Genomic DNA, 13,724 nt, shown 5'->3' with positions numbered 1-13,724 from the left:
GCCCGTGCCCGCCGCCACCGCCGCCGACTCGTCGCGCGTCCGGGTCGCCACGGCGGCGGCGATGCGCGACCTCAGCTCCGGCCAGTTCGCCGGGTCGTGGCGGCTCGGCAGCCCGGCGTCGGCCAGTCCCAGCACCGCCAGCAGCTCGGCGTAGAACTTCTCCTCCAACGCCCCCACGCTGACGAACCGCCCGTCCGCCGCCTCGTACACGTCGTAGAACGGCGCGCCGCCGTCCAGCAGGTTCTCGCCCCGCCCGCCCGTCCACGCGCCCGCCGACGCCATCCCGTGCAGGAACGTGGTCAGCAGCGCCGCACCGTCGACCATGGCGGCGTCCACCACCTGCCCGCGCCCCGACCGCTCCCGCTCGTACAGCGCCGCCAGCACGCCCACGGCCAGCAGCAGCCCGCCGCCACCGAAGTCACCGACGATGTTCAGCGGCACGGTGGGCGGCGCGCCGGCCCGGCCGATCGGCTCCAGCGCGCCCGCCACCGCGATGTAGTTGATGTCGTGCCCGGCGCGGTCGGCCAGCGGGCCGTCCTGGCCCCACCCGGTCATCCGCCCGTAGACCAGCTTCGGGTTGCGGGCCAGGCACTGGGCCGGGCCGATGCCGAGCCGCTCCGTCACGCCCGGCCGGAAGCCCTCGACCAGCACGTCCGACGCGGCGACGAGCCGGAGCACCAGCTCGGCGCCCTCGGGCCGGCGGACGTCCACGCCGATCGACCGCCGCCCGCGCCCCAGCAGCGGCGCCTCGGTGCCGCCGCCGATCCGGTCCACCCGGACCACCGACGCGCCGAGGTCCGCCAGCACCATGCAGCCGAACGGCGCGGGCGCGAGGCCGGCCAGCTCGACGACCTTCAGCCCTTCCAGCGGCCCCGGCACTAGAGCGACCTCGCGATGATTTCCTTCATGATCTCGTTCGTCCCGCCGTAGATCTTCTGCACGCGCGCGTCCGCCCACGCGCGCGCGATGGGGTACTCGGTCATGTACCCGTACCCGCCGAACAGCTGGACGCACTCGTCGACCACCCGGCACAGCCGCTCGGTGGCCCACCACTTCGCCATCGCCGCCGTGGGCACGTCGAGCGCGCCCTTCAGGTGAGCGGCGATGCACTCGTCCACGAACGCCCTGGTCACGCGGGCCTCGGTGGCGCACTCGGCGAGGGTGAACCGGGTGTTCTGGAACTTGATCAGCTCCCGGCCGAACGCCGTGCGGTCCTTCACGTACGCCAGGGTCAGGTCGACGGCCGCCTCGATGCCCGCGATCGACGCCACGGCGATGATCAGGCGTTCCTGCGGGAGCTGCTGCATGAGCTGGATGAAGCCCTGGCCCTCGCCGTCGCCCAGCAGGTTCGCCGCGGGCACGCGCACGTCGTCGAAGAACAGCTCGGCGGTGTCCTGGCCCTTCATGCCGATCTTGTCCAGCACCCGGCCGCGGCGGAAGCCGGGCGCGTCGGCGGTCTCCACGACGACCAGCGAGATGCCCGTGGCGCCCTGGGACGGGTCGGTCTTCGCGACCACGATCACCAGGTCGGCCTGCACGCCGTTGGTGATGAACGTCTTGGAGCCGTTGACCACGTACTCGTCGCCGTCGCGCAGCGCCCGCGTCTTGATGTTCTGGAGGTCGGAGCCGCCGCCGGGCTCGGACATGGCGATCGCGCCGACGAACTCGCCGGACGCGAGCTTCGGCAGCCAGCGGCGCTTCTGCTCCTCGGCGCCGTAGGAGTTGATGTAGTGGGCGACGATCCCGCTGTGCACGCTGTTGCCCCACGCGCTGTCGCCGACGCGCGCCTGCTCCTCCAGCAGCACGGCCTCGTGCGCGAACGTGCCGCCGCCACCGCCGTACTCCTCGGGGATGGACAGGCAGAGCAGGCCGAGCTCACCGGCCTGGTTCCAGAAGTCCCGGTCCACGTGCTTCTGCGCGGCCCAGCGCTCGTGGTGGGGGACCGACTCCCTCTCGAAGAACGTCCGGGCCAGCTTGCGCAGCTGGTCCAGGTCCTCGGTCATCCAGGCGGAACGGCGAGTTGGCATGCCCCAGACGGTCCCACCGACCCGTCGCGCCCGCCATGACCGTGACCGCCGGCGTGGACGTCGATCGTGAGCGCAAATGTCAGGCGTCCCGTAGTCGTCGGGCCGCGGCGGGCGCGCCGGTGGGCCAGACTCGGTGCATGCGATACCGGAGGCTGACCCCTGCCGACTGGCGCACGTGGCGCGACATCCGGCTGACCGCCCTGCGCAGCGACCCCGACGCGTTCGGCTCGACGCTGGCCCGTGAGCAGGAGTACGACGAGGCGAGGTGGCGCGAGCTGATGGCGCCCCGGAACGGGGTGAAGGTGATCGCGGTGGAGACCTCGGGCTCAGGGGCGGCCGAGCCGGTGGCGCTCGTGGCCGGTGTGCCCCACGAGGACGACGCGGAGACGCTCTACCTGTACTCCATGTGGGTCAGGCCCGAGTTCCGCCGCCAGGGCGTCGGCGAGGCGATGGTCGCGAACGTGCTGGCGTGGGCGCGCGAGCACGGGTGGACGCGGGTGGAGCTGCGGGTGTTCCGCGACAACCCCGTCGCCCGGCGGCTGTACGCGCGGCTGGGGTTCGTCGGCGAGGGCGAGGTCATGGACCACCCGCTGAGCTAATAAGTCACCTGCCGCGGTCATGGGCAAGGGCCGGGCGGGTGCCTACCGTTGAGTACATGAGCGAAGCCTTGATCTTCGACGCGGTGCGGACACCGCGTGGCAGGGGGAAGCGCGGTTCGCTGCACAGCGTCAAGCCGATCACCCTGGCGTCCGGGGTGCTGGCGGCGCTGGCGCGGCGCAACGAGCTGGACACCTCGGCGGTGGACGACGTGGTGTTCGGCGTCGTGTCCCCGGTCGGCGAGCAGGGCGCGGACATCGCCCGCACGGCGGTGCTGGCGGCGGGCTGGGACCTGCGGCCGGCGGGCGTGCAGCTCAACCGGTTCTGCGCGTCCGGCCTGGAGTCGGTGAACCTGGCGGCGGCGAAGGTGGCGTCCGGGTTCGAGGACCTGGTGGTGGCCGGCGGCGTCGAGTCGATGTCGCGGGTGCCGATGGGCTCGGACGGCGGCGCGTGGATGGCCGACCCCGAGACCAACATGGCGACGAACTTCGTGCCGCAGGGCGTGAGCGCGGACCTCATCGCCACGCTGGAGGGGTTCACCCGGGAGGACGTCGACGCGTACGCGCTGCGCTCGCAGCAGCGGGCGACGCTGGCGCGGGACAAGGGCTACTTCGACCGGTCGCTGGTGGCCGTGGTCGACCAGAACGGCTCGGTCGTGCTCGACCACGACGAGGCGATCCGCCCGGAGACCACGATGGAGGCGCTGGCCGGGCTCAAGCCGAGCTTCGCGTTCCACGGCGACCTGGGCTTCGACGCCGTCGCCATCGACCGGTACCCGACGGTGGAGCGCATCCACCACGTCCACACGCCGGGCAACTCGTCGCAGATCGTGGACGGCGCGGCGGCGATGCTCATCGGCAACGCCCGCACCGGCCGGGAGCTCGGCCTCACCCCCCGCGCGCGGATCATCGCGACGGCGGTCGTCGGCTCGGAGCCCACGATCATGCTGACCGGTCCCGCGCCGGCCGCGCGCAAGGCGCTGGACAAGGCCCGGCTCACGGTCGAGGACATCGACCTGTTCGAGATCAACGAGGCGTTCTCGTCGGTGGTGCTGAAGTTCCAGCGCGAGCTGGACCTGCCCGACGAGAAGGTCAACGTCAACGGCGGCGCGATCGCGATGGGCCACCCGCTCGGGGCGACCGGCTGCATGATCCTCGGCACCCTGCTCGACGAGCTGGAGCGCCGGGACCTGCGCCGGGGTCTGGCCACGCTGTGCGTGGGCGGCGGCATGGGCATCGCGACGATCATCGAGAGGGTCTGATGGCTATCCACTTCGAGCGGGACGACGACGGGATCGTCACCCTCACGATGGACATGTCGGGCTCGGCGAACGTGATGAACGCCGAGTACCACCAGGCCATGGGCGCGGCGGTCGCCCGCCTGGAGTCGGTCAAGGACGACATCGCGGGCGTCGTGCTGACGTCGGCGAAGAAGACGTTCTTCGCGGGCGGCGACCTCAACCTGCTGATCACGATCACGCCGGAGAACGCGGCCGAGGCGCTCGGGTTCCTGGAGGACGTCAAGGGCCAGTTGCGGCGGCTGGAGCTGCTGGGGAAGCCGGTCGTCGCGGCCATCAACGGCAGCGCGCTGGGCGGCGGCTTCGAGATCGCGCTGGCCTGCCACCACCGGGTGGCGCTGGACGACGACCGGATCAGGATCGGCCTGCCGGAGGCGACGCTGGGCCTGCTGCCCGGCGGTGGCGGCGTGACGCGGGTGGTGCGCCTGCTGGGCGTGCAGCCCGCGTTGCCGCTGCTCATGGAGGGCAAGCAGCTGCGCCCGGCGCGCGCTCTGCAGGCGGGCCTGGTGCACGAGCTGGCGTCCTCCCGCGACGAGCTGATCGCCAAGGCGCGCGCGTGGATCAAGGAGAACCCCGCGCCGCAGCAGCCGTGGGACAGGCCCGGGTACGCCGTGCCGGACGTGCGGGTCGGCGACCCCAACCTGTACGGGCTGCTCGCCGCCGCGCCCGCCGTGCTGCGCAAGAAGACGCACGGCGTGTACCCGGCGCCGGAGAAGATCCTGGCCGCCGCCGTCGAGGGCGCCCTGGTGGACTTCGACACGGCGCTCGCCGTCGAGGGGCGCTACTTCGTCGAGCTGGCCGCGGGCCAGGTGTCCAAGAACATGATCAACACGTTCTGGTTCCAGCTCAACGAGATCAACGCGGGCGGGTCGCGGCCGGACGGCGTGGCGCGCTCGAAGGTCGCCAAGGTCGGGGTGCTGGGCGCGGGCATGATGGGCGCGGGCATCGCCGAGGTCAGCGCCAAGGCCGGCATCGAGGTCGTGCTGAAGGACGTGACGCTGGACGCGGCCAAGCGCGGCGCCGGCGACACGCCGGGCATCACGCCCACCGACTCGGACGCCGACCTGGCGGGCTGCGACCTCGTCATCGAGGCGGTCTTCGAGAACCGCGAGCTGAAGAACCGGGTGCTGCCCGCCGCCGAGGCGAACGCGCTGCCGGACGCGGTGATCGCGTCCAACACGTCGACGCTGCCGATCACCGGCCTGGCGGCCGCGGTGCCGGACCCGACGAGGTTCATCGGCCTGCACTTCTTCTCGCCGGTGCCGAAGATGCGGTTGGTGGAGATCATCCGCGGCGAGAAGACGTCGGACGAGACGCTGGCGCGGGCGTTCGACTACGTGCTGCAGATCGGCAAGACCCCGATCGTGGTCAACGACAGCCGCGGCTTCTACACGTCGCGGACGTTCGGCACGTACGTCACCGAGGCCGTGTCGATGGTGGCGGAGGGCGTGTCGCCCGCGCTGATCGAGAACGTGGCCAAGCGCGCGGGCATGGCCGTCGGGCCGCTGGCCGTGTCGGACGAGGTGACGCTGACGCTGCAGCTGAAGATCCGGGACCAGACGCTCGCCGACGACCCGACGGTCGCGGGCGCGCTGGGCGACCACCCGGCGTTCGCGGTGCTGGAGGAGCTGGTCGCCGAGGGCCGCACGGGCAAGGCGGGCGGCGCGGGGTTCTACGAGTACCCGGAGGGCGGCCGGAAGTTCCTGTGGCCGGGCCTGGCCCGGTACGCGCGGGCCGACGCGGGCGTCACCGAGCGGGACGTCGAGGACCGGTTGCTGTTCATCCAGTCGCTGGAGACCCTGCGGTGCCTGGACGAGGGCGTGCTGACGTCGGTCGGCGACGCGAACGTGGGCAGCGTGTTCGGGTTCGGCTTCGCGCCGTGGAGCGGCGGCACGGTGCAGTTCGTGAACTCGTACGGGCTCGGCGCGTTCGTGGAGCGGGCCGACTACCTGGCCGACACCTACGGCGAGCGGTTCCGCCCGCCGACGTCGCTGCGCGAGCGCGCCGCGCGGGGCGAGAAGTTCTGACGGCGGTGCGGCGAGGCCCCGGGGTTCGGTGAACCCCGGGGCCTCGCCGGTCGGATCAGGCGGTGGCGCGACCCCGTTCGGGCAGGGCCGTCGTCACCTCGGCGCGTTGCGCCACGCCGTTCACGGTCACCGCGACCGTCACCCGGCCCGGCCGCAACGCGGTGAGCGCGCCCGTCTCCGGGTCGAGCCACGCGACGTGCCACGGCCGCACCCCGGACTCCGCGCCGACGTGCACGTCGAGCGACGCGGACCAGTCGGCGCTCACCGGGTAGGCCACCGGCACCCGCCGGCCCGCCTGGGTGACCGTCGCCGTGACGGCGCCGGGCGAGCCGATCCGCACCACCGGCGGCACGTCGAGCGCCAACCCGTCGACGTGGGGCCGGATCTCGGCGGCGAGCCAGTCGTCACCGGCCGCCGGGTCGACGCCGAGCATGGTCCAGCCGGTGAACCCGCCGCGGCCGGCCGACCCCGCGGGCGCCTTGCCCGAGTTGCCGTTGACCAGGTACGGCACGCCGTCCACCCGCGAGGCGTGGAACAGGCCCACGTGCGCGCCGATGAACGCCGCGCCCTTGCCGGTGGCGCGGCGGAAGCCCGACAGCCAGTCCTCGACCACGTCGGCCTCCAGCCGGTCCGACAGCTGACTTCCCTTGGTCGGCGTCGGGTCGCGCGGCGGGTGGTGCTCCATCACGACGACCGAGTGCACGGACCCGTGGTCCCGCAACGCTTCCCGCAGCATCACGGCCTGGTCGAACCCGCCGCCGCGCAGCGTGCCGGTGGACGAGTCGAGCAGCACGAACCGGGTGCCCTTGTGGTCGAAGACCCGGTTGGTGGCGCCGAACTCGCGGCGGAAGTTCTCGATCGTGCCCGGACCCATGATCTCGTGGTTGCCCGGCACGTAGTACCAGGGCAGCTCGTCGCCCAGCTCCTCGGTGAGGACGCGGCGGGCCAGCGCCAGGTCCGCGGGCGACGCCTCGTCGACGAAGTCGCCGTTGACGACGAGGAAGTCCGGCCGCTGCGCCTTGATCTCGCGCAACGTCCGCCGGGCCGCCCGGACCAGGTCGCTGTCCGGGTTGCGGGCGACGAACTGGGCGTCGGACATCACCGCGAACCGCCACGGCCGGTCGGCCACCGTGCCGTCGCGCACGACCAGCCGGTCCTCGGTCTCCTCGGCCTCGGGCAGCTCCACGGCGGGCGGCACCTTGGCCACGATGTCGTCCACCAGCACCTCGCCCGTGTACTGGCGGTCGGCCTTGGTCTCGATCGTGTAGAACCGGTTGACCTTCAACGGGAACGCGAGGCCGCTCGGCACCGGCACTTCGAGGTACCGCCAGCCCGTCCACGTGATGTACGGGCCGTACAGCGACCGGCTCAGCCCCGACCCGTCCGTGACGGTGAACGCCGTCCACTCGCCGCGGCCGTGCCCGTAGACCCACGCGCCCAGCGCCAGCGGCTGGCCCTCGACCTCGATCGGCCGCGGCGGGATCGCGTACGCGGTGCGGGTGCCGGTGGACTTCGAGAAGTCGTACGTCATGCGCAGCCCGGCGCCGGTGCGGCCCTCGGCGACCGGGGCCACCGAGCCGGAGCCGCGGGCCGAGCCGAACGTCCACGACGCGCCGTCGTCGAACCCGGCGATCAACCGCTCCTCCAGGCCCACGGTCACCGGGACGCGCACCACGTGCGACCCGACGCGGGCCACGACGGTGGTGGAGCCGGGGCGCAGGGCGGTGACGCGCAGCGCGCCGTCCTCCCCCGCCGCGATGTCGACCACCGAGCGGTCGTACTCCAGCGCCACGTCGGCGGGCTCGACCGGCGCGGTGAAGCCGTCGCCGTCCCGCCCGACCACGCCGAACCCGCTCGTGCCGCCGATCTCGGGGAGGCTGAGCCGGGACGTCGTCGCGGACAGCCCGGCCAGCTCGCCGAGGACGGTCAGCCCGATCTCCCCCGCCACGCCGCCACGCCGTGCCACGGCGGTCGTCGTGCCGGTCCGCTCGGCGCGGAACACGCCGTCGTCGTCGACGCGGCCGACGTTCGCGGGGTGGGTCTGCCACTGGTGCGCGTCCTCGCCCACCGGGCCGTACGTCTCGTCGTGCCCCTGGGCCACCAGGCGGCGGGTGAGGCCGGGGAACACCCGCTCGGGGTGGCCGCCCGGCACGGTGTCCGCACCGGGCGCGGACCGCGGGTCGATCGCCGTGCGCACCCAGAAGCCGGTCAGGTCGCCGCTGCCCTCCGGGGCGTACAGCGCGAGACCGTTGGGCACCAGGCGTTCCCCGCCGTCGGACGGCTTGTTCTCCACGTCCACCGACTCGGCGCCCGGCGTGCGGGCGACCAGCGTGGACGAGCCGCCGCCGTCGAGGTTGAGCGCGTTGTGCGCGCCCATCTCCTTCAGGATCGCGGCGACGTCCTTGAGGTTGAGCCCGAGCAGGTACGGCGCCTGCCGACCGTCCACGGTGAGCAGGTACATCTTCTTGCCGTCCGCGGAGAAGCCGACGGCCGTGCGCGGGTGCAGCGGGTCGTCCGGCGCGACGACCACGCCGTCCTTGATCAGCAGCTGGTTGCCGCCGATGGCCGCGCGCAGGGCGCTGCCGTCGTCGGCCTTCGTGGTGTGCCGCACGGTGATCCGCTCGCCGACGGCGAGCCTGGCCAGCGCGTCGGCGCCCGCCTCCCGGCCGACGAGGACGTAGCCGTCGGCGGGGATCGGGTCGTCGCCCGCCCGCCCGCGCAGCTCCGCCACGACGTCGCCGCGCACGACGACCTCGGTGACGCGGGGCGCGCCGGTCACCGCACGCGCCCGGCTGTACGAACCCCACACCGGGTCGAACACGCCGACGCCGCCCGCCTGCACGGAGGCGCTGTTGAGCTGCGCCAACGGGATCGTGGAGCCGTCCGCGCGGACCACCGAGCCCTCGAAGAACACCTCCATGACCCGGCCGACGCCCGCCGCGTCGAGGCCTACCGCGCGCCGGTGCCCGGCGACGGGCGACTTGACCGTGCGGCCGTCCTGGACGCCGACGCCGAGCGGGGCGTTCGAGTTGTTGATGTCGAAGAAGTCGCCGTTCACGGCGGCCACCGCGCGGGTGCGGTTGGCCTGCGCGGACAGCGGCTCGGCCGCGCTGACGTGGCCGGGGTGCAGGTAGTCCACCCGCGTGCCGGAGGTGAGGTCGACGGTGAGGGCGTCGCCGCGGATCCACCCGCCCGCGCCGCCCGGCTCGTACCAGTCGAAGGAGTCGAGGGAGACGCCCGGCGCGACCGGTCTGGTGGTGCGGGCCGTCTCGATGCGGCGCGCGGGGTCGACGGCGGGCGCGACGGCGACGCCGGGCAGGTCGACGACGTCAGGGGGTGGCTGGGCGGCCGCGCCGGGTGGCGCGGCGTGGGCGACCGGGGTCAGGGACTGGGCCACCGGCGCCAGGGCGAGCACCAGGACCGCGGCGAGGGCGCGCGGACGGAGGCGTGGGGACACGGGGACTCCCGCAGGGGGTTGGCGGAAATTTACACAACGTCAGTCCACCGTGTTGGACTTTCGCCGGACACGGCCGTTCGGACGCAGTTGCCGGCGTGAACGGCCGACGACGTCAGCTTGCGGTCCCGCTCCGGTACGTACCAGGGCTGCTGCCCGTCCACCGCTTGAACGCCCGGTGAAATGCGCTCGCCTCGGAGAACCCGAGCCGCAGCGCCAGTTCCTCCACCGACTCCCCGCCCCGGACCAGGCTCGCCACCGCCTGGTCCCGCAGCAGCTGCTCCCGCACCTCGCGGAACGACGTGCCCTCGGCGGCGAGCTTGCGCCGCAACGTCGGCGCGCTCACCCCGAGCCGCGCGGCGACGTTCTCCAGCCCCACGACGCCGCTCCCGAGCATCCGCCGCACCTGGCTGGACGCGTCCGCGCCGTAGTCGCGCCGGGACAGCAGCTCGGCGGGCGAGTTCCGCAGGAACCGCCGCAGCGCGGCCTCGTCCTGCACCACCGGCATCCGCAGGAACCGGCTGTCGAACGCCAACGTCGTCGTGGGCGCGGAGAACCGCAGGGGCGCGCCGAAGATCAGGTGGTACTCCGCGCCGTGCGGCGGCTCCGGGTAGGCCAGGTCGACCCCGCGCAACGGGATGCGCCGGCCGATCAGCCAGGACGAGAACCGGTGCCACAGCACCAGCAGCGACTCCACCAGGAACCGGTCCGGGTCGTCGAGGCCCGCCGCGGCCAGCGTGAACGACGCGACGCCGTCCCGCTCGGCCAGCGCCATCGCGGGCCGCACGTCGAACAGCGCGTAGAACGCGAGGCCGCGCCGCAGGGCGTCCTCCAGCGTGGCGCAGTGCACGGCGAGCAGGCACATGGTCGGGAACGTGCCCCGCTTGCTCGGCTGCGGTGCCAGGCCCAGGAACTCGTCGTCCAGCACTTCCCACAGCGTCTGGACGAGCTTCGTGTACTGGGCGGGCGTCACCCTGGCGCGCTCGTCGACGAGCAGGGCCTCGCCGATGCCGGCCGGCGCGAGGAGGTCCGCGACGTCGTGACCACGCCGCACGGCGCCCCGCAGCGCGGCCGTGACGTAGTGGATGGCGATGGTCCGGGTGAGCATCGCCCCCAGTGTGCATCAGGGCCGTGAGCGGCGGCGCGGTGTGGGGAGAGAGAGGCTTACCGCGCCGCCGCCACGGTGGCCCACCCCAGTGAGCCGGCTCCTCATCGGTGGGGCATCCGCCCGCCCACCAACGAGGGACGTTGTGGCACCCATCACTTTAGGTGGTCTAGACCAGATACGTCAATACGGTGAAAAGGCGCTACGTGGCCCAGACCACTGCCCCCGGTGTTTCCCCGACGTGTCAGCCCTGTTCCAGCGGCGCTACGCCGAAGCCCTCCGAAAACCTCTCGCACCAGATCACGACGCTGCGGACGCCCGAGAGATCCGTGCCGGCGGGCACCTCGTAGACCTGGTTGCCGCGGTTCGCCTTCAACTTCCCCAGGTTCGTGAAACCGGAGCCGAACACCGCTTCGGCCGAATCCGCGGGGTGCCCCGAGAGGTACACGTAGAGGTCCGGCCCGTCGCTCGTGTCCAACGCCTCGAACTGGACGGCGTGGCCGCCGCCGGGCAGCCGGACCAGCGTGGCGCTGCCCGTCGTCGTGTAGTCGAGCGAGCGGAACGGCCCCGCCGCCAGCGCGACCGGCCCCGCGGGCGTCGTCGTGGCGACCGGCGCCGACGGCGCGGCCGACCCGGATCGTTCCGCCGACGGCAGCGGACCGGTCGAGACCGGCACCAGCAGCGCCTCGTCGGCCGTCCGGTCGGTGACCAGCCGCCACGGCTGGAACAGCCACAGCCCGATCGCCAGCGCCACCACCAGCACCGACGCAACCCCGACCACCACTACCCGCTTGGACATCGCCACGCCCTCCGAAGTCGTCCCGTACGCGTCAACCCTGGCGAACCGAAGACCCTCCGGCGGGCGAAACCTCATTACGAAGTTCTGACGGCTCCCGCGGACGTTGTTAGGGTCGCCACGTGGGTGAACGGGTCGGGCTGGTGATCGTGTGCGCGCTCATGCTGGGCTGCGCCGCGTTCGGGCCGTTCCCGCACCCCGTGCCGCTGCTGTTCGCGATCGCCGCCGTCGGCGCGGCCAACGCCGCGTTCCCGCTGATGCGCACGTTCGGGTCCGCCCTGCTCGGCGGGGTCGCCGCGACCAGCGTCGGGCTGGCCTCCGTGCCCTTCGTGACGTGCTCCGCGGAGCGGTTCACCGAGGTTTTCACCTGCACGGGTGACGCACCCACCTGGCACATGACCGGCGCGGTGCTCGTCGCCGGGCTGTCCGGGGCGGGCCTGGTCCTGGCGCGCTCGTGGGGCGCGGCGGAGGTCGAGCGGCGAGTGGCCGCCCTGGAGTCCCGGTGGGATCGCGAGTGACGGTGACGTGGCGGCAGGTGGCGGCGTGGCGCACCCGCAGGCACAGTTTGGACGTCCGCAGGCCCGCGGCGGAGGCGCTCGACGTGGTGTCCGAGCTGTGCGGGCTGCACGCCCAGCTCATGTCGTCGGCCGCGGCGACGTTGCGCGCGCGGGTGGACGGGCTGGACGAGGACGCCGTCGAGAAGGCCCTGTGGACCGACCGCACGCTGGTCAAGACGTGGTCGATGCGCGGCACCCTGCACCTGCTGCCGGCCGACGGGTACCCGCTGTGGCAGGCCGCGTTCGCCACCTACCGGCACTACCTGAAGCCGGTGTGGCTGCGCGGGTTCAAGATCACCGCCGAGGAGCTGTCCGCGCTGGTGGAGGCCGTGGGCGAGGTGCTGGAGGACCGGCTGCTGACCCGTGCCGAGCTGGCCGACGCGGTCGCCGCGAGGACGTCCGCGCACCTCGGGGGGAAGCTGCGCGAGAGCTGGGGCGCGTACCTGAAGCCGGCGTCGTTCCAGGGCAGGCTGGTGTTCGGGCCCGGCGAGGGCCAGTACGTCCGGTTCACCAGCCCGCGGACGTGGCTCGGCCTCGACGGCGCGGACGTGCCGGCCGACCCGGTCGGGGAGGTCGCGCTCCGGTGGCTGGCCCGGCAGGGCCCGGCGACCAGGGAGGACTTCGCGCGCTGGTGGGGCGTGAGCCCGGCCGAGGGCGGCCGCGTGCTGAAGGCGCTGGGCGACCGGGTCGAGCCCGTGGACGTCGAGGGCGAGTCGTGCTGGGCGCGGGCGCAGGACGTCGCCGGGCTGCGCGAGGCGGAGCCGGTGCGGACCGTGCGGCTGCTGCCGGCGTTCGACCAGTACGTCGTGGCCGCCACCCGGCACGCCCACCACTTCCTCGACGGGGGGACGCCTGACCGGGTGTACCGACCCCAGGGATGGTTATCCCCCGTGGTCATGGTGGACGGGATGATGGCCGGGGTGTGGTCCCGGGAGCGGAAGGGGGCGAAGGTGTGCGTCACCGTCGAGCCGTTCCGCTCGTTGTCGGCGGGGGCGCGGAAAGCCGTGCTCGACGAGGTGCGCCGGGTGGCCGGGGCCGCCGAGGTGCACTGGGCCGGGTAGGACCGGCCGAAGGGCGGTACTGTTTCCACCGCTCACCGTTGCGCCACAAGTACGTTCTGTTAGGAGGCATGCTGTGCGGGTGCTGTGGGCCACGTGCGGCTTGGCCGTCGCGGCGTCGGCGCTGACGGGTGTCCTCATCGGGGTGTACCTCGACGGGGTGAACGACCAGCAGCAGGCCGACACCCCGGCCTCGACGTGGATCACCGGCAGGCCGTCCACCAGCAGTTCCACCACGACGTCGATCGTCGTGAGCACGGACGCGGTGACGTCGCCGACCGGCGCGAAGACCACGGTCAAGACGACCACCACGACGACCACGACGAGCGCGCCGCCGCCCCCGCCGCCGCAGACCACCGAGGCGCCGCCGGCCGCGACGACCACCACGACCCGGACGCGGGACAGCGAGTGGCCGTGCAGCCCGCTCAACCTGTTCCCGCCGCCGCACTGCGACGACTGACGCCCGGCGGGCTCAACACCACCGAAACGCCCACGTCCCCGCGTGGCAACGTGCGGCGGGCAGCCTGGGTCGCATGGACACCACACCGAAGACCTGGCGGCTGCGCGTCGAGCTGGACGACAGTCCCGGCGCCTTGGCGCGGATGACCATCCGGCTCGCGGAGCGGGACTGCAACGTGCTGGCGCTGTCCGTCATCCCCGTGCCGGGCGGCGTGCTGGACGAGCTGGTGGTCCGCGCCGCGCCCGGCCTGCTGCCCGCGGACCTGGTGGCCGCGGTGCGCGCGGAGGGCGGCCGGTGCGTCGGCATCACGGCGGCCGACGTGCGGGACCTGGTGGACGCGCCGACC

At 73.4% G+C, this 13,724-nt stretch carries 11 protein-coding genes and 1 pseudogene; 7 read left to right on the top strand and 5 right to left on the bottom strand.

The annotated features are described in order from the left end of the window. Both ACFQ3T_RS27805 and ACFQ3T_RS27800 read right to left on the bottom strand, forming a co-directional pair. Positions 1-879 (bottom strand): CaiB/BaiF CoA transferase family protein (locus ACFQ3T_RS27805; RefSeq protein WP_380727503.1); only part of this gene is annotated, 879 nt, incomplete at its 3' end. After that, positions 879-2,027 carry an acyl-CoA dehydrogenase family protein gene (locus ACFQ3T_RS27800; protein ID WP_380727501.1) on the bottom strand — a complete coding sequence of 383 codons (1,149 nt, stop codon included), beginning with the start codon at positions 2,025-2,027 and terminating at the stop codon, positions 879-881. The genes ACFQ3T_RS27800 and ACFQ3T_RS27805, both read right to left, overlap by 1 nt. A 137-nt stretch (positions 2,028-2,164) precedes the next feature. On the opposite strand from ACFQ3T_RS27800, the gene ACFQ3T_RS27795 reads away from it, so the two are divergent. From ACFQ3T_RS27795 to ACFQ3T_RS27785, 3 genes are read left to right on the top strand one after another with little or no spacing between them, the layout of a single operon-like run. Then, on the top strand, positions 2,165-2,626 hold the full coding sequence (locus tag ACFQ3T_RS27795; RefSeq protein ID WP_380727499.1) for a GNAT family N-acetyltransferase: 462 nt from the start codon (positions 2,165-2,167) through the stop codon (positions 2,624-2,626). Between the two features lie 56 nt (positions 2,627-2,682). Continuing rightward, complete coding sequence (locus ACFQ3T_RS27790) at positions 2,683-3,885, top strand: acetyl-CoA C-acetyltransferase (RefSeq protein ID WP_380727497.1); 1,203 nt, start codon at positions 2,683-2,685, stop codon at positions 3,883-3,885. Further along, positions 3,885-5,948, top strand: coding sequence for a 3-hydroxyacyl-CoA dehydrogenase NAD-binding domain-containing protein (locus ACFQ3T_RS27785; protein ID WP_380727495.1), 2,064 nt, complete (start codon positions 3,885-3,887; stop codon positions 5,946-5,948). Before ACFQ3T_RS27790 ends, ACFQ3T_RS27785 begins: the two co-directional genes overlap by 1 nt. 55 nt (positions 5,949-6,003) lie before the next feature. On the opposite strand, the gene ACFQ3T_RS27780 is transcribed toward ACFQ3T_RS27785, so the two are convergent. The 3 genes from ACFQ3T_RS27780 to ACFQ3T_RS27770 form a co-directional block, all read right to left on the bottom strand. Next, complete coding sequence (locus tag ACFQ3T_RS27780) at positions 6,004-9,405, bottom strand: phosphodiester glycosidase family protein (RefSeq protein WP_380727493.1); 3,402 nt, start codon at positions 9,403-9,405, stop codon at positions 6,004-6,006. Between the two features lie 112 nt (positions 9,406-9,517). Continuing rightward, positions 9,518-10,510 carry an AraC family transcriptional regulator gene (locus tag ACFQ3T_RS27775; RefSeq protein ID WP_380727491.1) on the bottom strand — a complete coding sequence of 331 codons (993 nt, stop codon included), beginning with the start codon at positions 10,508-10,510 and terminating at the stop codon, positions 9,518-9,520. A gap of 241 nt (positions 10,511-10,751) precedes the next feature. Beyond that, positions 10,752-11,306: a DM13 domain-containing protein gene (locus ACFQ3T_RS27770; RefSeq protein ID WP_380727489.1), complete on the bottom strand. Its 555-nt coding sequence runs from the start codon at positions 11,304-11,306 to the stop codon at positions 10,752-10,754. A gap of 119 nt (positions 11,307-11,425) precedes the next feature. On the opposite strand from ACFQ3T_RS27770, the gene ACFQ3T_RS27765 reads away from it, so the two are divergent. From ACFQ3T_RS27765 to ACFQ3T_RS27750, 4 genes and pseudogenes are all read left to right on the top strand, one after another. Next, positions 11,426-11,821, top strand: a complete 396-nt coding sequence (locus tag ACFQ3T_RS27765; protein WP_380727487.1) for a hypothetical protein — start codon at positions 11,426-11,428, stop codon at positions 11,819-11,821. Then, positions 11,806-12,921 (top strand): winged helix DNA-binding domain-containing protein, encoded by a 1,116-nt coding sequence (locus ACFQ3T_RS27760; protein WP_380727485.1) that lies wholly within the window; start codon positions 11,806-11,808, stop codon positions 12,919-12,921. The genes ACFQ3T_RS27765 and ACFQ3T_RS27760 overlap by 16 nt, the downstream gene beginning before the upstream one ends. A gap of 73 nt (positions 12,922-12,994) precedes the next feature. Beyond that, positions 12,995-13,378: a hypothetical protein gene (locus tag ACFQ3T_RS27755; RefSeq protein ID WP_380727483.1), complete on the top strand. Its 384-nt coding sequence runs from the start codon at positions 12,995-12,997 to the stop codon at positions 13,376-13,378. A 73-nt stretch (positions 13,379-13,451) separates the two neighbouring features. After that, positions 13,452-13,724 (top strand): annotated as a pseudogene (locus tag ACFQ3T_RS27750) (GNAT family N-acetyltransferase); the annotation flags it as partial.

It is taken from the genome of Saccharothrix hoggarensis, assembly GCF_042678885.1.
GTDB lineage: Bacteria > Actinomycetota > Actinomycetes > Mycobacteriales > Pseudonocardiaceae > Actinosynnema > Actinosynnema hoggarensis.
Note: the sequence above shows the minus strand (reverse complement) of the source record. Positions and strands in the feature narration are given on the sequence as shown.

Excerpts from the sequence above, each read along its gene's own strand:
- ACFQ3T_RS27790 (WP_380727497.1), top strand. The coding sequence starts at position 2,683 with ATGAGCGAAGCCTTGATCTTCGACGCGGTGCGGACACCGCGTGGCAGG.
- ACFQ3T_RS27770 (WP_380727489.1), bottom strand. The coding sequence starts at position 11,306 with ATGTCCAAGCGGGTAGTGGTGGTCGGGGTTGCGTCGGTGCTGGTGGTG.
- ACFQ3T_RS27785 (WP_380727495.1), top strand. The coding sequence starts at position 3,885 with ATGGCTATCCACTTCGAGCGGGACGACGACGGGATCGTCACCCTCACG.
- ACFQ3T_RS27800 (WP_380727501.1), bottom strand. The coding sequence starts at position 2,027 with ATGCCAACTCGCCGTTCCGCCTGGATGACCGAGGACCTGGACCAGCTG.
- ACFQ3T_RS27775 (WP_380727491.1), bottom strand. The coding sequence starts at position 10,510 with ATGCTCACCCGGACCATCGCCATCCACTACGTCACGGCCGCGCTGCGG.
- ACFQ3T_RS27795 (WP_380727499.1), top strand. The coding sequence starts at position 2,165 with ATGCGATACCGGAGGCTGACCCCTGCCGACTGGCGCACGTGGCGCGAC.